At 64.8% G+C, this 17,456-nt stretch carries 12 protein-coding genes and 3 tRNA genes; 8 read left to right on the top strand and 7 right to left on the bottom strand.

Features of this window, described 5'->3' with window-relative positions:
• Positions 1-106: 106 nt before the first annotated feature.
• Positions 107-1,999, bottom strand: a complete 1,893-nt coding sequence (locus QD280_RS17190) for an MFS transporter (RefSeq protein ID WP_192839485.1) — start codon at positions 1,997-1,999, stop codon at positions 107-109.
• A complete protein-coding gene (locus QD280_RS17185) occupies positions 1,996-2,640 on the bottom strand; it encodes a TetR-like C-terminal domain-containing protein (protein WP_043336466.1) in 645 nt (214 codons plus the stop codon). The genes QD280_RS17190 and QD280_RS17185 overlap by 4 nt, the downstream gene beginning before the upstream one ends.
• A gap of 295 nt (positions 2,641-2,935) precedes the next feature.
• Between QD280_RS17185 and QD280_RS17180 the strand changes: the two genes are divergently transcribed.
• Positions 2,936-3,646 carry an SOS response-associated peptidase family protein gene (locus QD280_RS17180; protein WP_082388948.1) on the top strand — a complete coding sequence of 237 codons (711 nt, stop codon included), beginning with the start codon at positions 2,936-2,938 and terminating at the stop codon, positions 3,644-3,646.
• Positions 3,647-3,786: 140 nt separating this feature from the next.
• The gene (locus tag QD280_RS17175; RefSeq protein ID WP_279840082.1) at positions 3,787-6,771 is read left to right on the top strand and encodes an insulinase family protein; all 2,985 of its coding nucleotides are present in this window, start codon (positions 3,787-3,789) and stop codon (positions 6,769-6,771) included.
• A gap of 164 nt (positions 6,772-6,935) precedes the next feature.
• On the opposite strand, the gene sbcB is transcribed toward QD280_RS17175, so the two are convergent.
• The 4 genes from sbcB to minC all read right to left on the bottom strand — a co-directional run bounded on the left by sbcB (position 6,936) and on the right by minC (position 10,494).
• Positions 6,936-8,411: an exodeoxyribonuclease I gene (gene sbcB, locus QD280_RS17170; protein ID WP_192839483.1), complete on the bottom strand. Its 1,476-nt coding sequence runs from the start codon at positions 8,409-8,411 to the stop codon at positions 6,936-6,938.
• Positions 8,412-8,577: 166 nt separating this feature from the next.
• Complete coding sequence (minE, locus tag QD280_RS17165) at positions 8,578-8,838, bottom strand: cell division topological specificity factor MinE (protein ID WP_043336475.1); 261 nt, start codon at positions 8,836-8,838, stop codon at positions 8,578-8,580.
• Positions 8,835-9,653: a septum site-determining protein MinD gene (minD, locus tag QD280_RS17160; RefSeq protein WP_054557277.1), complete on the bottom strand. Its 819-nt coding sequence runs from the start codon at positions 9,651-9,653 to the stop codon at positions 8,835-8,837. The genes minE and minD overlap by 4 nt, the downstream gene beginning before the upstream one ends.
• A gap of 82 nt (positions 9,654-9,735) precedes the next feature.
• Complete coding sequence (gene minC / locus QD280_RS17155) at positions 9,736-10,494, bottom strand: septum site-determining protein MinC (RefSeq protein ID WP_279840081.1); 759 nt, start codon at positions 10,492-10,494, stop codon at positions 9,736-9,738.
• Between the two features lie 525 nt (positions 10,495-11,019).
• Between minC and QD280_RS17150 the strand changes: the two genes are divergently transcribed.
• Positions 11,020-13,863 carry a DUF349 domain-containing protein gene (locus QD280_RS17150; RefSeq protein ID WP_279840080.1) on the top strand — a complete coding sequence of 948 codons (2,844 nt, stop codon included), beginning with the start codon at positions 11,020-11,022 and terminating at the stop codon, positions 13,861-13,863.
• 152 nt (positions 13,864-14,015) lie between these two features.
• On the opposite strand, the gene phbB is transcribed toward QD280_RS17150, so the two are convergent.
• Positions 14,016-14,762: an acetoacetyl-CoA reductase gene (phbB, locus tag QD280_RS17145; RefSeq protein WP_043336510.1), complete on the bottom strand. Its 747-nt coding sequence runs from the start codon at positions 14,760-14,762 to the stop codon at positions 14,016-14,018.
• A 370-nt stretch (positions 14,763-15,132) separates the two neighbouring features.
• On the opposite strand from phbB, the gene QD280_RS17140 reads away from it, so the two are divergent.
• From QD280_RS17140 to QD280_RS17120, 5 genes are all read left to right on the top strand, one after another.
• Positions 15,133-15,209: transfer RNA gene (locus QD280_RS17140), tRNA-Met, on the top strand.
• A gap of 53 nt (positions 15,210-15,262) precedes the next feature.
• Positions 15,263-15,339 (top strand) — tRNA-Met (locus tag QD280_RS17135).
• Positions 15,340-15,382: 43 nt separating this feature from the next.
• A tRNA-Met gene (locus QD280_RS17130) sits at positions 15,383-15,459 on the top strand.
• A gap of 169 nt (positions 15,460-15,628) precedes the next feature.
• Positions 15,629-16,108, top strand: a complete 480-nt coding sequence (locus tag QD280_RS17125) for an EVE domain-containing protein (RefSeq protein WP_279840079.1) — start codon at positions 15,629-15,631, stop codon at positions 16,106-16,108.
• 134 nt (positions 16,109-16,242) lie between these two features.
• On the top strand, positions 16,243-17,208 hold the full coding sequence (locus QD280_RS17120) for a tetratricopeptide repeat protein (RefSeq protein WP_043336518.1): 966 nt from the start codon (positions 16,243-16,245) through the stop codon (positions 17,206-17,208).
• Positions 17,209-17,456 lie beyond the last annotated feature (248 nt).

Genomic DNA, 17,456 nt, shown 5'->3' with positions numbered 1-17,456 from the left:
ATGCCAGTGGCCATTTGCTGGTCGCCAGAACGTGAAATGCCGCCCCTGCCTGACGATCGTGTCGGCATGGGCGGCATTTTCATGCAGCACTGAAAAAAGCGAGGGACTAGCGGGAGCGCGCCAGGCGTGTCGCCTTGCGATGCAGATCACGCACCGCCTCTTCGAGCTCCACCGCCTTGGTGCCGACAGGGTCGAAGGTACGCCCGACACACAGCTCTACCCGCCCGCGCAGCCGCCGCGGAAACTTGGCGAAGGCAGGCCCGCCGCCGTGGGAGAACCAGGAGCCCCACAGGCCACCCAGTGCCATCGGAATCACCGGCACCGGGTCACGCGCCAGAATCAACTCCAGCCCGCGCCGGAAGCGACCGACCTCGCCGTCACGCGTCAGCTTGCCCTCGGGGAAGATCATCACGACCTCTCCCTCGCGCAGCGCCTTGCCGACTTCCTCCAGCGAGCGGCGCACCCCTGCCGGGTCCTTGCGTGAGGAGTCCACCGGAATCGCCCCGGCGATGCGGAAGAACCACTTCAGCCACGGCGAGTGATAGATCTCGGCATCCATCAGGAAACGCAGCGGGCGCGGACTGGCCCCGCCCAGAATCAACGCATCCATGAAGCTGACGTGATTGCACACCACCAGCGCCGCCCCTTCCGCCGGTATCCGCCAGCGCCCCTTGAGGTGCAGGCGATACATCAGGTGGATGAGAATGAAGATATTGAGGCGCAGGAAAGGCCGCGGGTCACGCAGCATGCAGACCACCGCGATCAGCCCGCTGATCAGGGACAGCAGCAGCAGGAAATCCGGGATATCGCGCCCCATCACGCCCAGCACCAGAATGCCGGCACCGGCCGACAGCACCATCAGCAGGGCATTGAGCACGTTGTTGGCCGCGATCATGCGCGCGCGGTGATCTTCAGGACTGCGGATTTGCAGCAGGGTGTACAGCGGCACGATATAGAGACCGCCGCCGAAGCCGATGACGCCGAGATCCAGCCACATGCGCCAGAAACCGGCGATGCCCAGCAGCTCGATCAAGGGCGTGGCCATCTGCGCCTCGGCCAGTGCCGGGCGCAGGGCAAGATCCAGCCCGCCAGCGAAGATGATCAGCGCGCCGAAGGGCACCAGCCCCGTCTCGAGACGCCCGCGCGAGACACGCTCACAGGCCAGCGACCCCAGCCCGATACCGATGGCGAAGGCCGCCAGCAAGGCAGAGGTCGCCCCTTCGGCCCCATGCACGATATCGCGCGCATAGGCCGGCAATTGCGTCAGATAGCTGGCGCCGAGGAACCAGAAGGCACTGATGCCCAGCAGCGCCCAGCGTAGCCGGCGGTTGCTCAGCCCTTCACGCATCACCGCGATGCTGCCGGAAAGCGGACGCCACGGCACGGGGCCGGGCGAAGCGGAGGGTGCCGGCGGAATCTTGCCGGCCGCCATCACGCCCAGCAGGGACAAGGAGACCAGTGACGCGGAGAGCGCCCAGCGTGCCAGCTCGCCGCCCAGTGCCATCAAGGCCGCGGCGGCAAGGGTACCGATCAGGATGGCGAGGAAGGTGCCCAGCTCGACCCAGGCATTGCCGCTGACCAGCTCATCCGGCTTGAGGTGCTGGGGCAGGATGGCGTACTTGACCGGCCCGAAGAGCGCCGACTGGGTGCCCATCATGAACAGCAGCGCCAGCAGCAACTCCCAGGCTTCGAAGATCAAGGCGCCGGCCGCCACACTCATGGTGGCCAGCTCCAGCCACTTGAGTCGCACGATCAGGCGCTGCTTGTCGAGGCGATCAGCCAACAGGCCGCCCCAGGCGGAGAACAGCAGAAAAGGCAGGATGAACAGACCGGCCGCCAGGTTGTTGACGATGCCGGTGTCCCAGCCCCGCTGCTCGATGACCACGAAGGTCATCAGCAGCAGCAAGGCGTTCTTGAACAGATTGTCATTGAAGGCCCCGAGGGCCTGGGTCCAGAAGAAGGGCGCAAAACGGGGTCGCCGGAGCAGTTCTCGACTCATTTGCCAGCTTCCGTGGCATCCCCCGCACACGCAGCCTCGCTGCGTACCTTGAGCCCCGCCAACATGGTGTCCAGCAACTGATCGAGCAGCTCCGTCACTTCCAGTGGCTGCCCCTGCCAGAGTCCCAGACGCTCGTTCATGCCCAGCTGCACCAGACCGTGCACGCTACCCCACAGCGTGCGCGCCATGCGCTTGGCCTCGACGGACTCGACGCGTGGGGCGTACTCGACCAAGGCCCCCTCCACACGTTCGAACAGCCCTTCGATCATCGCGTTCTGACGCTGGTCCAGCTCCCCTTCCTGTGCGAGCGGGAAGTCGAACAGCAGCTGCCAGCGATAAGGGTCGCGCTGGGCGAAGCCCCAGTAGGCGCGTGCCAGGGCCTTGAGGCGCTCCGAAGGACTCGGCGTCTCCTGTCCGGCTATCGCATCGCGCAGCCTGTCCAGCGTCGCCAGATTGACGTGCTGGAGCAGGTTGCCGAAGCTGCCATAGAGCTTGAGCAGGGTGCTGGGCGCACAACCGACTTCGCGAGCCAGGTTGCGCAGAGACAGGGCGTGAACGGGCTGCTCTTTGAGCCATTCATCGCAGGTCTCCATTACCCGCGCATGCAGCGCTTCCGGTGCATGCTGACGTGGACGGGCCATCGAATTCCTCTGATGCTTGAGATGCGTTACCGCGTAGCGAATCTGACGCGGTGTGTGTTCGGACAGCACGGGTGGGCAAAGGGTTGCGACGCCCTGCGGGCATCTCTTGGAGCACCCCGTATCGGTCATTGAATCGAACAGTGTTTCCGTCCAGCATATCGAGACTGAGCACAAACGCAAGCACCACCAAGGTGTGGCATGCTGGCATCCGTGGCGTGCAGCGCGATCCACACCCCATCTCAGGCAGCAGCTGCCGCTGCATGTTCCCTTCGCCTCATCGCCTCAAAGGATTCTCGTGGCCGGTCGTCTGTATATCCCCCCCTACCCCGCTGACCTGCCCCCCGACGAACTGTTCGGGTCGCTGGCGACTCCCGCGCTCGAACGCCAGTTGCGCAGCGAACTGCTGGTCAGCGCCAATCGCGCCCCGCGCATGCCCGCCTCGATGCTGCGCCTGGAAGGCCCCCGCCTGCGCCTGGTGCCGGCACTCTGGGGCCTGACACCCAGCTGGCTGGAGATCATGGACCACGCCCCGCACGTGGCACGTGCAGAGTCGCTGGAAACGCGACGCATGTTCCGCGAGTCGTTCATCAGCCAGCGGGCACTGATCCCCGTCGGCGGTGTCTATGTGTGGAAGGAACAACCGCGCATGAAGCAGCCGTTTCTGGTCACGCACCCGACCCGCGCCCCGCTGTTGCTGGCCGCCCTGTGGACGCGCCACTTCAGCGCCCCCCTGATGGAGGGGCTGCCCCCCGAGGGTCGCGACAGCTTCGCGTTGATCAGTGTCGAGTGTGCCGGGGTCACGTCACGCCTGACCGATCGCATGCCCGCCGTGATCGCGCCGCATCAGGTACGCGACTGGCTGAATGCCGAGACGCCGCTGGAGACGGTACGCAGCATGCTGACCCCGAATGCCAGCCTGGCCGCCTTCCCGGTCGCACGCCTCGTCAACGACCCCGAGCATCAGGAGTGGAGCGTCGCGCACCCCACCGGCCCGATGCTGACCTGAATCCGCCTGCGCCGACGGCACGTATCGAGGATGGCGGCACTGCATCGCTCTACCGCCTCGCGCGCATGTTCGCCCAATGAGAACCATCACCGAGTCAGCGCCACCTGCCCGAGCAGCGGTGGCGTGAATCAGGAGAGAAGATGTCACTGCCTTCAGGATTTCGCCCTCTTGCACTGAGCACGGCCATTGCCGCCATCGTCATGAGTGGCCTGGCGCCGGCCATCAGCCATGCCGACACCCGCCCGGCTTCTGTGCCCGCGTCGTCCCTCGCGCCGGCCGCCAACTCAGCCTCAAGCACGGCGCCCGCCAGGGCCGAGCAGGCCAGTCCCGTCATCAAGAGCGAGAACGACCAGCGACTCTATCGCAGCCTGACCCTCGACAACGGCCTCAGGGTCCTGCTGGTCAGTGATGCCAAGGCCGACAAGGCCGCCGCCGCCGTCGATGTCGAAGTCGGCAGCGCCCAGGACCCCGACGATGTCCCGGGGCTGGCGCACTTCCTGGAGCACATGTTGTTCCTCGGCACCGATCGCTATCCGAAGCCGGATGCCTACCAGGACTTCATCACCAAGCATGGCGGCCAGCACAACGCCTTCACCGCCAGCCAGGACACCAACTACTTCTTCGACATCGACCCGGATGCCTTCGATGAGGCACTGCCGCGCTTTGCACGCTTCTTCGTCGCGCCGCAGTTCAATGCCGACTACGTGGATCGCGAGCGCCATGCGGTCAATTCAGAGTATCAGGCACGCCTGCAGGATGATGGCCGGCGCATCTACGAAGCTGTCGAAGCGGCCCTCAACCCGGAACACCCCTTCAACCGCTTCAGTGTCGGCAGCCTCGAGACCCTCAAGGACACCGCGGCCGGCAGCCTGCGCCAGCGTCTGGTCGACTTCTATCAGGCGCACTACGGCGCCAACGTGATGCGCCTGTCACTGGTCGGGCCGCAGTCGCTGGAAACGCTCGAACAGCTGGCCCGTGACAACTTCAGTGATGTGCCCGACCGCGGGCTGTCGCGCCCCGAGATCACCACGCCCCTGGCCAGCGGTGACGAGCTGCCGGCACGCCTTGAGGTCAAGGCGCTCAAGCAGGAGCGCAAGCTGTCGTTCATGTTTCCCATCGACGACCCGATTGCCCACTACCGCTCACAGCCGGTCAGCTACCTGGCCAACCTGATCGGTCATGAGGGCGAAGGCAGTCTGCTCGCGGTGCTCAAGGACAAGGGCTGGGCAGATGGCCTTTCGGCCGGCGGTGGCCTCAGTGATGGCGAGCATGCCCTGCTCAGCGTCGACATCAGCCTGACCCCGGAAGGCGCGCAGCATCAGGCGGAGATCCGCGCCGCGCTGTTCGACTATCTGGCGCTGATCCGCGATGAGGGCATCAACGACTGGCGCTATAGCGAACAGGCGCAGCTGAGCGAGCAGAGCTTCCGCTTCCAGCAGCGCAGCTCACCGGTCAATCTGGCCAGCAATCTGGCGATGATGATGACGCGCTATCCGATCGAGGACGTGCTGGCGGCGCCCTACCTGATGCAGGACTTCGATCCGGACCTGATCAAGGACACCCTCGCTCGCCTGACACCCGACAACCTGCTGGAGGTCTACTCCGGCCCGCAGGTGGAGGGGGAGCAACAGGGCGAGTGGTTCAAGGCGCCCTACACCCTGACGCGTCTGACGGCGGATGCCGCTGCTCAGACCGCCGGCGACGACACCCTGGCCAGCCAGCTGGCGCTGCCCAGGCCCAACCCCTATCTGGCCAAGGACTTCCGCGTACTCGACCTGCCGGAAGGCAAGCCGAGCCAGTTGATCGATGAGCCCGGTGCGGAGCTCTGGTATCAGGGCGATGCAAGCTTCGGCGTGCCGAAGGCCGAATGGCGCTTCGGTCTGCTCAATCCCGACGTCAGTCGCTCGGTGGATGACCAGGCCATGAGTCAGGTGCTGGCGGCGTGGCTGAATGACAGCCTCAACGCGCGTCTGTATCCGGCACGTCTGGCAGGGCAGGATGCGCTGGTCTATGCCCATGGGCGTGGCATCACCCTGCAGTTCAGTGGCTGGCGTGATGGTCAGCAGCCGGAAATGCGCGAAGTGCTCGACCAGCTGGTGAATGGCGAGATGGCCCCCGCCACCCTGGAGCGCATCACTCAACGCCTGCGTCGCAGCCTGCAGAATCGCGTTCAGGCACCGCTCTACACGCGCCTGGGCCGCAGCCTCAGTGAAACGCTGGTCGGCCTGCCGAGCACCGCCGAGCAACAACTGGCGGCCCTGGACAAGATCGACGCCCAATCACTGGACAGCTTCCGCAAGCGCTTCCTTGCCAAGCTGCACGTGCAGGCGATGGTGACCGGCAATCTGACCGCCGACCAGGCCCGCGAGACCGGCCAGCTGGTGATCAACGGGCTTGCGCCGCGCATCACGCGCGAGGCGGTGCCAGACCTGGAAGTGCGTCAGGTCACCCAGCACACGGTACTGCGCCCGGACAGCACACGCGGCGATTCCGGTGCCCTGCGCTACCTGCAGGGCAAGGACCGTACACTGCAGTCCCAGGCCCGCATCGCGGTGCTGGGTCAGCTGCTCGAAGCGCCCTTCTACAGCCAGCTGCGCACCGAGGAGCAACTCGGCTATATCGTCTCCGCACGCTATTCGCCCATGCTGGATGCGCCGGGGCTGAGCCTGCTGGTGCAGTCGCCGTCCAAGGACAGCAAGACGCTGTTTTCGCGCATGGATGCCTTCCTCACCCGCTTCGACAGCCGCGTACAGTCGCTGGATGAGGCCGCGTTTGCCAGCTACCGCGACGCCGTCGTCGATAGCCTGACCCAGAAGCCCCGCAAGCTGTCCGAGCTGGCAGCGCGCAACTGGAGCGAGCTGAGCTTCGGCTGGACAGGCTTTGACCGTCGTCAGCAACTGGTCGCGGCCGTCGAGCAGGTCAGCGCGCAGGATATCCGCGCCATCTGGCAGCAGCTGAATGACTCCAGCGCGCTGGAACTGGCCTTCGACCCCGGCACGCCCAGCGACTTCGACCAGCGCCTTACCGAACTGGACCTGCCGCCGCTGCCCGAGGCGCCGCGCGCCGAGACAGGCGCGACCCTGGCGGCACCCTCAGCCGAGGCCAGCGGCAATGCTCAGCATTGAGTCTCGACGGCCCGCCAGCGGCTTGACGGGCAAACAAGGCACCTGTCCTCACCGGACGGGCGCCTGAAACGACAAGACCCCGACGCGGTGCAGTTCAATAACCGCGTCGGGGTCTTGTTCATTCATGCCTTGCCGGCAAGCACAGCGGACCGGCTAGCCCGTCATCAGCCGAAGGCCTGCGGCGGCATGATGCCTTCCACGTACATCGCCAGTTCTTCGAGAATCTGCACGCGGTCCGGGTCCTGTTCGCTCTGGGCCAGCCGCTGGATCTCGCTGACGAAGCCCTTCACGGTCAGGCTCGCGACCTGCTCATCGTTCATGCGCTCCCAGCGCCACTGCTCCCAGCGTTCGCGCTCGACGGAGTTGAGCGTGTAGCCGTAGCTGCGCGCGCGATAGCGGAACAGCATCTCCTCGAGCCGACCATCCTGGAAGGCGAACGGCGTATCATCCAGCGCCTCGGGATGGGTGGCGCGCACACGCTCCATCTCCTTGCGGTCCGCGGGCGAGAAGAAGCCACCGGAATAGAGCATCAAGTCCGGATCAGCCGGGCCGGCCGGCGGCGCCTCGGCGAATACCTGCGCCACCTTCACGCCGACACCGGCGTTGTCCTTCAGCCACTTCCAGTGCACGCGACACTGGGCCGGGTCGATCTTGAAGCGCGCGGCGATCTCGCCGTACTCGCCCTCATGCGGCCCGGACACATCCTTGAGCGCATTGGCCGGCAGCAGCACCGGACTCTTGTTGAGGTGGATGACCTTGAGCGGAATCCGCTCCTCGCCTTCCGCGAGGTCATCGGCACTGGCGAAGACACGGGCACGTATCTCTTCCGGTGACAGCTCCATCAACGGTGCCGGGTCTACCGAGAGGTCATAGACGATCACGCCATTGGCATTCGAAGGATGCTCCGCCAGCGGCACCACCAGCGCGCCACAGGCCCGCGAGGCCGGATAGCGACGCGAGATGTGCAGCATCGGCTTGCGTGCACCGATATCCAGCAGGCTGGCGACATGGCGCTTGTTGCGTAGCTTGAGCAGATAATCGAACAGGCGCGCATTGCGCGACTTGAGCAGACGTGCCAGCGCGATGGTGGCGCGCACGTCCACCAGCGCGTCATGCGCGCCGGCGTGCTCGATGCCATTGGCCGCCGTCAGGTGCTCCAGACGGAAGCTGGGCGCACCATCTTCTCGTTTGGGCCATTCGATACCTTCCGGGCGCAGGGCATGGAAGGCGCGCACGACATCGATCAGGTCCCAGCGTGAATTGCCGTTCTGCCACTCACGCCCGTAGGGGTCGAGGAAGTTGCGGTAGAACAGATGACGGCTGACTTCATCATCGAAGCGCAGGCTGTTGTAGCCCAGCGTGCAGGTCCCCGGCACGCTCATCTCGTCATTGATGCGCCCGGCGAACTCGGCCTCGGGAATGCCGCGACGCTCGGCCTGCTGCGGGGTGATGCCGGTGATCAGACACGCCATCGGCTGGGGCAGGAAGTCATCGGCCGGCTTGCAATAGAGGGTCAGCGGCTCGCCGATCTCATTGAAGTCAGCATCGGTACGGATGGCCGCGAACTGCGAAGGACGATCACGGCGCGGGTCGGCGCCGAAGGTCTCGTAGTCGTGCCACAGGAAGGTGGGCTCTGCCACAGGATGTCTCCACGCGGGCGGTCGAAAAATGAACGTGCCAGAGCACCGTCTCCAGCAAGGCTGGCACGGTGCTCTGGCAGGCAATGGGCATGGGCTGGCTCGGGACGTCGCAGGCGGTGCCCGCTCGGCAACGCCTCAGGTGGCAAGTACCCGACGCCCCGCGAACTCAGGCCTCGCCGGGGCGCGGCAGAGTGACGTTGAGTTCCAGCACCGAGCAGTCGTCTTCGCGGTCCAGCGAGATGTTGATGGCATCCTGGTCGACCTGCACATACTTGCGAATCACCTCGAGCAGCTCACGCTCCAGCATCGGCATGTAATCCGGCTGGTCACGCTGGCTACGCTGGTGCGCGACGATGATCTGCAGCCGCTCCTTGGCGACATTGGCGGTCTTCTTGCGCTCTCGCTTCAGAAAATCCAGTAATTTCACTTGCGCCCCCCTCCAAACATTCTGGCCAGCAGACCGCGCTTCTCGACTTCATGGAAACGCAGCTGCACTTCCTCGCCCAACAGGCGGGACACGCAATCCACGTACGCCTGGCCGGCATCGCTCTTCTGGTCATGCGTGACCGGCACACCCTGGTTGGACGCGCGCAGTACGGCGTCGGATTCCGGAATCAGGCCGATCAGCGGGATCGACAGGATTTCCTGGATATCGGTCAGGTTGAGCATGTCACCGCCGGTGACGCGCGCCGGATGGTAACGGGTGATCAGCAGGTGTTCACGCACCGGGGTATCGCCATTCTCGGCGCGACGCGTCTTGGAAGACAGCAGGCCGATGATGCGGTCGGAGTCACGTACCGAGCTGACTTCCGGGTTGGTCACCACCACGGCCTCGTCAGCGAAGTACATCGCCAGCTGGGCACCGCGCTCGATACCGGCCGGCGAGTCACAGATGACGTAATCGAACTCCTCGCGCAGCGCGTCGAGCACCTTCTCGACGCCTTCCAGCGTCAGCGCGTCCTTGTCACGGGTCTGGGAGGCCGGAAGGATGTGCAGGTTGTCGATGCGCTTGTCGCGGATCAGGGCCTGCTTGAGATTGGCTTCGCCCTGGATGACGTTGACCAGGTCATAGACCACACGGCGCTCGCAGCCCATGATCAGGTCCAGGTTACGCAGGCCCACATCGAAATCGATCACTACGGTCTTGTTGCCGCGCAAAGCCAGTCCGGTGGCAATGGCGGCGGCGCTGGTCGTCTTGCCGACTCCGCCCTTGCCTGACGTCACTACGATAATCTTGGCCAAAGGTATCTTCCTTGCTGAGAGTCCCTCGCCGAGCGAGGATCACCTGTAAATATTGGATATCGTTCAGAACACAGTGCTGGGGTCAGCCGAGTCGTGCGATACAGAGTTGGTCGTGTTCAAGCACGACTTCGACATTGGCACCCAGCAGGCGATTGTCGATGTCATCGAGTCGCTTGTAGGTTCCGGCCACCGAGAGCAGCTCGGCGTGCAGTTCCTTGCAGTAGATGCTGGCGTTGCGATCGCCATGGATACCCGCCAGCGCGCGGCCACGCAGAGCGCCATAGATATGCACACTGCCGGCGGCCAGGATCTCGGCGCCGGCATTCACCGCGCCGATGATGACCAGGTCGCCCTCCGGTGCGCTGACCTGCTGGCCCGAGCGCACCGTGCCGCGATACACCTTGCTGGCGTGGGCTGACTCCGCTTTCTCGGCCGCGCTGTCCGCGACCGTCTCGGCAGGTTCGGCGACCGGCTCAGCGGCCACCGGCGGCACGGACTCGAGGGAGCGCCCGCGATTCTCCTGCGGCGGGAACCACCCCAGCCCCAACGCCCAGGCGGACTGACGCACCGGGTCACCACCGCCACGCACCGCGACCGGCAGCAGCTTGTGCCCTCGGCAGACGGCACAGATGCGCTCCAGCGCCAGATGCGGCTCGTCGAGCTTCTCGACGCTCAGCACTACCGGCGTATGTTGAAAGAAGGCCGGCGACTGGCTGAGCTTGCTGGCCAGCTGAGCACGGATCTGCTCCGGATCACCGCTGACCAGCTCCATGACCGTCATCGGCAGCATGCCGCCCTTGAAGGTGAAGGCCTGAGGGGCCCTGTCCGTACTGAGACTCATGACCTGACTCCGGTTGCGTAAGGAGTGTCGAAGCCCTCCGACACTCTTGATGATGCACGTGCTGTTCACGGCATCCTCAAGGCGACCCTCGATTGGAAAGGCCACCTGAATAACATAGCTCGCCGTCGCACACGGCACAGCGACTGCTTGATAGGCGCCGAGCATGAATGACAGACACTGAATGGCATAGCGGTAACGTACAAAACTATGTGAGCGAACACAGTGCTGCAACTGATGATACGGCCAGCAGCAGGCACTGTCAGGTGTCGCGAGCCTACGACGTGGCTCCCTTGCCGACCTGTCACCCGCCGCCGGTCGCCCTGCACGCCGCCGCGCGCGTGCAATAAGCCACAACGATCGACATGCGATACCACACAACGGGGGGCTGTGACTGGTAAGATAGCGGGGTGACGAAATTCATGCGCCGTCACTCCGCCCACTCCGTCGTGCCCACCCGATTGCACCCGCCGAGTGTGCGGCCAATTGTTGCGCCCCTCTATTTTTTGCCTGGATAACCGCTCTCTCATGACCGGACTGCTCTCCCGCCTCACTGGCCGCCTGTTCACTCCTCGCTGGCAACACGCCAACCCTGCCATTCGCTCCGCTGCCACTGACCAGCTTGATCCGGAGATTCCAGACCAGCGCAAGATCCTGGAGACCCTGATTCTCGAAGATGACGCCCTGGAAGTGCGCCATGCCGCCCTGACGCGCATGCAATCTCCCGAGCGTCTGCTGCCGCTGCTCGACCGCGCCGATGGCCTGGTACGCGAGCGCCTGATCGAACTGTTGAGCGGCGGCCAGGATGCGCCCTCACTGTTGAGCCGTGAACAGCTGGTCGAGCGCCTGGACGATAGCGAACTGCTGTCCGCCGTGGCGTCCCGCGGCGACAACCAGCAACTGCGTCTGACCGCACTGAGCCGTCTGGAAGATGAAGAGGCGCTGATCCATCAGGCCTGCCACAACACCATCGCCGCCGTGCGCCATGCCGCTGCCGCCCGCATCACCAGCCAGGCCGGCCTCGAGCGTCTGGTGCGCGATGCCAAGCGTGACCGTCACGTGCAGCGTCAGGCGCGCGACACCCTCGCCCAGCGCCGTGCCGATGCCCAGCAGGCCGACGCGCTGGCCGCCAGCCGCGACAACCTGCTGCGCCAGATGGAGAAGCTGCCGCGTCAGGCATGGGAAGACAGCGTGCCCTCGCGTTACCGCTCGCTGCTGCGCGAGTGGGAGCGTCTGCCGGCCGCGGACTACGAGATTCAACAGCGCTTCGAAGAGGCACGCCAGCAGGCGCACAAGGTCATCAGTGACCATGAGGCCCGCGAGGAAGCCATTCGCGCCCATGAGCGCCTGAGCGCCAACCTCAATACGCACCTGGAAGAGATTCTCAGCGCCGTGGATCAGGCGCGGGAAGATCTCTACAGCCGCGACTGCGTCAATGACCACGACTTCGCCAGCCTGCAGGCCCAGCGCCGTCTGCAGGGAGAGCGCTGGCGCGAGTTGACCGACCAGTTCTCGGCCCCGGCCGAACTGCTCGAACGTCAGCAGCGCCTGCAACAGCAGCTGCAGGATGCCCTCGATGCCTGGCATCGCCATCAGCTGTGCCAGGGCGAGCTGGATGCCGCGCTGGTCGACAATGACATCGACCAGCTGCGTCGTCTGGAAAGCGAAGTGGCCTGGCCTGCGGGTCTGCCGCAGACCGCCAGCCTGAGCGCGGTGCGTCAGGCGATCAGCGCGGCGCAGCCGGAAGAGCCGACAGAGGCAGCGCAAGAGCAGGACGCGCTCGATGGCAGCCCTGCACAAGACGCCGAGTCAGCCGACGCCTCCCGCGCGGCCGACGGCAAGGCGAGCCTGGATCTGGACGCACTGGATGCCGAACTGGCACGCCTGGAAGCGGATCTCGATGCCGGCAAGCTCAAGCCGGCCAGCCGCCTGCATCGCTCACTGCGCGATCGCACCGAAGGCCAGCTCGACAATGCCCGCCAGACCCGCCTGCGCCAGCTGGGCGCGCGGGTCGCGGAACTCCGTGACTGGCAGAACTTCGTCGCGGCGCCCAAGCGCGAGCAACTGCTCGAGGCCATCACCACCCTGAGCGAGCGCGATGACATCAGCGATGAGCAGCGCGACCGCCAGCACCAGCAGCTGATTCAGCAATGGCGCGAGCTGGGTGATGCGGCCGCCAGCCGCGATGCCAGCCAGGCCTTCCGCACCGCCTCTGACGCCATCAAGCTGCGCCTGCGGGATTACCGCGAATCGCGCAAGCAGCTGCGTGAACACAATCTGGCCATGCGCGAAGCGCTCTGCGAGCAGCTCGAATCGCTCAACGGCCACGCCATGGACGATGCCGACCCCGACTCCCTGCGCCAGATCCGTGATCGCGCCCGTGAGGAATGGCGTCGCCACACGCCGGTGCCCGCAGGCCCCGGTCGCCAGCTGTCGCATCGCTTCGGTGAGGCGCTGACGGCACTGCAGGGACTGATCGACAGCCGCGCGGGCCAGATCGCCGCCGCCAAGCAGGCACTGGTCGACGCCGTCGAGGCGCTGGCCAATGAGGACTCGCCGGCACGTGCCCGCGCTGAACAGGCCAAGGCACTGCAGAGTCGCTGGCGCGAGATGGGCCGCGCGCCCAAGGGCGAAGAACAACGTCTGTGGGCCGCCTTCCGCGCGGCGTGCGACCGCATCTTCGCTGCGCGTGACCAGGACCGCGAAGACCGCGACAGCCGCGAGCAGGCACGTCTGGATCAGTGGCAGGCGCTGATCGAACGTCTCGACAGCTGGGAGCCGGAGACGCTGGAAGACGCCGCCCTGCTCGATGACGCCCTGAAGGAAGCCGACACCCTCGGCCCGCTGCCGCGTGGCAAGCGGGGCGACGGCATGCGCCGTCGCTGGACCGGCATTCTCAAGCGTCGCGAGCAGCGTCTGGATGAACTGCACGCCCTGCAGCTGCGTGAGGAATGGCAGCAGTGGCGTGATCTGCTCGAACAGCACGCCGTGGCGGATGCCAGCGCGCGCAACGGCGACGTGCAGGATGTCGAGCTGCCGAACACCTCGGCCTTCGACAACAATAGCCGGCAGGCCAATGCGGCGCGCAACCAGATGCGCCAGGCCCTGCCGAGCAACTGCAGCGCCGCCAACGAGCGCCTGGCCGAGCTGCGTGTTCACCTGGCTATTCTGTTCGAGGCCCCGCTGGGCAGCGAAGATGAATCACGCCGCCTGACCGTGCAGGTCGCGCGCATCAACCAGCAGCTGGGTGAGCGCATGGAACGTGAAGAAGAGCTGGATGAGGTGCTGGATGCGCTGCTCGCCAACGGTCCGCTGGACTGGGACGCCTGGCAGACCGAACTGCCGCGCTTCGATGCGCTGTTCAATCACTGAAGTCAGTGCTCTTGAGCTGGTGACGACGCGCTCGCAAGACTGAAGTCATGGCAACGAAAAGCCCCCGCCTCGATAGAGACGGGGGCTTTTTCATTCTCTCGCCAGGCGGGGCCGGGTGCCAACCCTGCTCTGGCTCGCGCTAGCGCAGAGCATCAGCCCATGAACTGGCCGCCATTGATATCCAGGTTGGCACCGGTGATGAAGCCGGATTTCTCGTCGGCCAGGAAGGCGACCGCACGTGCGATCTCGTCCGGCTGACCATAACGCTTGACCGGGATGGTCTCGCGGATCGATTCACGGATCTCTTCGGGGATCTTCATGATCATGTCGGTGGCGATGTAGCCCGGTGACAGGGTGTTGACGGTAATGCCCTTGGTCGCGGTTTCCTGCGCCAGCGCCATGGTCAGACCATGCATGCCCGCCTTGGCGGCCGAGTAGTTGACCTGCCCGAACTGGCCCTTGCGGCCATTGATGGAGGAGATGTTCACGATGCGGCCGTACTTGTGCTCCAGCATGTCATTGATGACGGCACGGCAGGTGTTGAAGACGCTGTCGAGGTTGCAGTTGATGACTTCGCGCCACTGCTCATAGCTCATCTTGCGCATGGAGGTATCACGCGTGATGCCGGCGCAGTTGACCAGAACCGCGATCGGACCGAAGCGCTCGCGGATTTCGTTGACGCCTGCCTGACAGGCTTCGAAGTTGTCCAGCTCGATGCCAGACAGTGCGATGTTCTCGAACCCGGCAGCGCGCTGTTCCGACAGCCACCCCTCTGCCTTTTCCTTGTTCCTGTAACCCGCAATTACCTGATACCCCTGGTTCGCCAGCTCGCGGCAGATAGCGGAACCAATGCCACCGGTACCACCGGTAACCCATGCGACGGGTGCTGTTTGTGTCATCTTATTGTGTCTCCCTAATCCTGGAACGTCCTGTGTCCTTGGCTTGGGCACAGCTTGGCGAATCTGCGGACACCCCCGCCCTGAGAAAACGAGAATGCCTGCAACGACAACAATGACCCGCGTCTCTAACAGCCTGATGACAATCGTGCACTCTGTGACGCCTGCCATCCGCCTGTGCGAGGCGCGTCCTCCTCAGTATGGACAGGATGCAGCGGGAATGTATGTAGCAGATCTCTCACACAAGATGCCGATAATCGCTCAAGAGGCGCAGACGGGTTGGTGACGACTCACCGGACACGAGAAGTTTGCGTCAATTACGGGATAACGGTTGACGCAGCACTGTATATCCTTATACTACGCCCCACGTTGATGCGGGGTGGAGCAGTCTGGTAGCTCGTCGGGCTCATAACCCGAAGGTCATCGGTTCAAATCCGGTCCCCGCTACCACTGACAAGTCGTTGCCTATCAAGGTAATTGCCGGTCAGACACCAACGTGATGTTGCGGGATGGAGCAGTCTGGTAGCTCGTCGGGCTCATAACCCGAAGGTCATCGGTTCAAATCCGGTTCCCGCTACCAACCTCTGATGCGTCAGAGTTGGAGCAAAGGCAGTACCCAGTGTTGCGGGGTGGAGCAGTCTGGTAGCTCGTCGGGCTCATAACCCGAAGGTCATCGGTTCAAATCCGGTCCCCGCTACCAAGAATTCGAAAGGCCTGATGCCATGCATCAGGCCTTTTTCGTATGCGTGAAATTCCTGTGCGATGATGGCGAGGAAGCCGGTTCACGGGCCTGGCTACCCCTATCCACACCGGGCCTCTTCACACCGGGCCCTTCACACTCATCACGTCAGTCCCAAGGGAGTGCCTGCATGCGCCACTGGCTGGTCAAGACCGAACCCGATGCCTTCTCGCTGGATGACCTGCGCCGCGAATCACCGGCGCTCTGGGATGGCGTGCGCAACTACCAGGCGCGCAACTTCCTGCGTGAGATGCAGCTCGGTGATGTCGTGCTCATCCAGCACTCCAGCTGCAAGGTGCCTGCGGTGGTCGGACTGGCCGTCGTCAGCGAACTCGCCCTGCCCGACCCGACGGCCAGTGACCCCGAGCACAAGGGCTTCGACCCACGTCAGGTGGCAGATATCGATGCCGACAAGCCTCCGCGCTGGGTCGCCCCGCGTCTGAGCTATCTTCGCCCGCTGCGCAACTCCCTGCCCATCGCGCGCCTGAAGGCCCGGCCCGAGCTGGCGGATAGCCACCTGGTGCGCCGCGCACGCCTGTCCGTGATGCCGCTCAGCGAGAGCGAAGCCGCCTGCATCGCCAGCCTGGCCGACGACACCCTGCTGCCGTGAACCGACGCGCCCGGGACGCTCGCGCGAGGAAGTGTCCGGCAGCGCCTTGAACTCCACTGCGACGGGCCGCATCATCAGGCCAACCGGCTCGCGCGCGAGCCTTGAATCGCAGACAGAATTTCGGGGCATGCACCATGATCATCGATCCCAATACCGGCCAGCCACTGACCGGCAATGACACCACCGCCGCCCAGCCACAAGGGGTGGTCGGCGGCGGTGCCGCCAGTGCACCGCGCCAGGCAGAAGACGCCAACACCTACATCATCGATGTCGACATGAGCAATCTTCAGCAGGTGCTGGAAGCCTCACAGCAAGTGCCGGTGCTGCTGGATTGCTGGTCGCCGCAGAGCGAGCACTGCCTCGTCCTGACACCGATCCTCGAGAAGCTGGCACGTGAATATGCGGGCGGCTTCATCCTGGCCAAGCTGAACGCCGAGGAACAGCAGGACATCGCCGCTCAGCTGGGCGTGCGCTCGGTGCCGGACGTCAAGCTGGTCATCCAGGGCGGTCTGGCAGGCAACTTTACCGGCGCACGTCCGGAAGCCGAAATTCGCCAGTTCCTCGAGCAGCACAAGGTCCAGCCGGCGGCAGGGGCAGGTCCCAGCCTCGCGGAGCAGGCGGCCACTGCACTGGAAAGCGGCGACCTCGTCACCGCCAAGGCGCTGTATCAGCAGCTGGCGCAGGAGTCCCCCGAGACACCGGAATACCGCATCCACCTCGCCTCGGTGCTGGTCGCCGAAGGCAATGGTGAAGAGGCCCGTCAGCTGCTGGACTCCCTCAAGCCGGAAGACCGTGACGGTGCCCAGGCGCGTGGCGTACGTGCACGTATCGACTTCATCGCCGAGGCACCGTCTCCCGAAGAGGTGCAGGCGATGATCGAGCGGGACGACAGCGAAGCCCGCTACCAGCGCGCCATGCGTGACCTGGCGGATGGCCATTACGAGCTGGCGCTGGATGCCCTGATCAGCCTGGTGAAGACCGATCGCCAGTACGGCGATGATCTGGCACGCAAGACGCTGCTGCGTGTCTTCGACGCCCTCGGTGCGACCCATGAGCTAACCGTGCGCTTCCGTCGCCAACTGTTCGCTCTGATGTACTGATCGTGCTGATGTACTGATCGTGCTGATCGTGCTGATGCGCTGATTGTACTGCTGATCGGGCTAATGAGTTGATCACGCCACGCAGACGACAAGGCCCCGCCTCCGGCAAAGGAAGCGGGGCCTTGTCATTGAGGGCCTGCCGTCGCGCCGATTCAAGGGCTAACGACGGCTCCAGCCCTTGAGAAGCGAGGGACGAGCACGCGATTCACGCACGCTGGGCGGAAAGTCCACCTCAAGCTCCTGGCCCG

This window comes from Cobetia sp. 1AS1 (genome assembly GCF_029846435.1).
In the GTDB taxonomy this organism is placed as follows: domain Bacteria; phylum Pseudomonadota; class Gammaproteobacteria; order Pseudomonadales; family Halomonadaceae; genus Cobetia; species Cobetia amphilecti.
This window is presented reverse-complemented; position numbering and strand designations above follow the sequence as displayed.

Bases quoted from the DNA above. Each gene is read 5' to 3' on its own strand.
- QD280_RS17190 (WP_192839485.1), bottom strand. From the start codon at position 1,999: ATGAGTCGAGAACTGCTCCGGCGACCCCGTTTTGCGCCCTTCTTCTGG.
- QD280_RS17185 (WP_043336466.1), bottom strand. From the start codon at position 2,640: ATGGCCCGTCCACGTCAGCATGCACCGGAAGCGCTGCATGCGCGGGTA.
- QD280_RS17175 (WP_279840082.1), top strand. From the start codon at position 3,787: ATGTCACTGCCTTCAGGATTTCGCCCTCTTGCACTGAGCACGGCCATT.
- minC (WP_279840081.1), bottom strand. From the start codon at position 10,494: ATGAGTCTCAGTACGGACAGGGCCCCTCAGGCCTTCACCTTCAAGGGC.
- QD280_RS17150 (WP_279840080.1), top strand. From the start codon at position 11,020: ATGACCGGACTGCTCTCCCGCCTCACTGGCCGCCTGTTCACTCCTCGC.
- phbB (WP_043336510.1), bottom strand. From the start codon at position 14,762: ATGACACAAACAGCACCCGTCGCATGGGTTACCGGTGGTACCGGTGGC.
- QD280_RS17125 (WP_279840079.1), top strand. From the start codon at position 15,629: ATGCGCCACTGGCTGGTCAAGACCGAACCCGATGCCTTCTCGCTGGAT.
- QD280_RS17120 (WP_043336518.1), top strand. From the start codon at position 16,243: ATGATCATCGATCCCAATACCGGCCAGCCACTGACCGGCAATGACACC.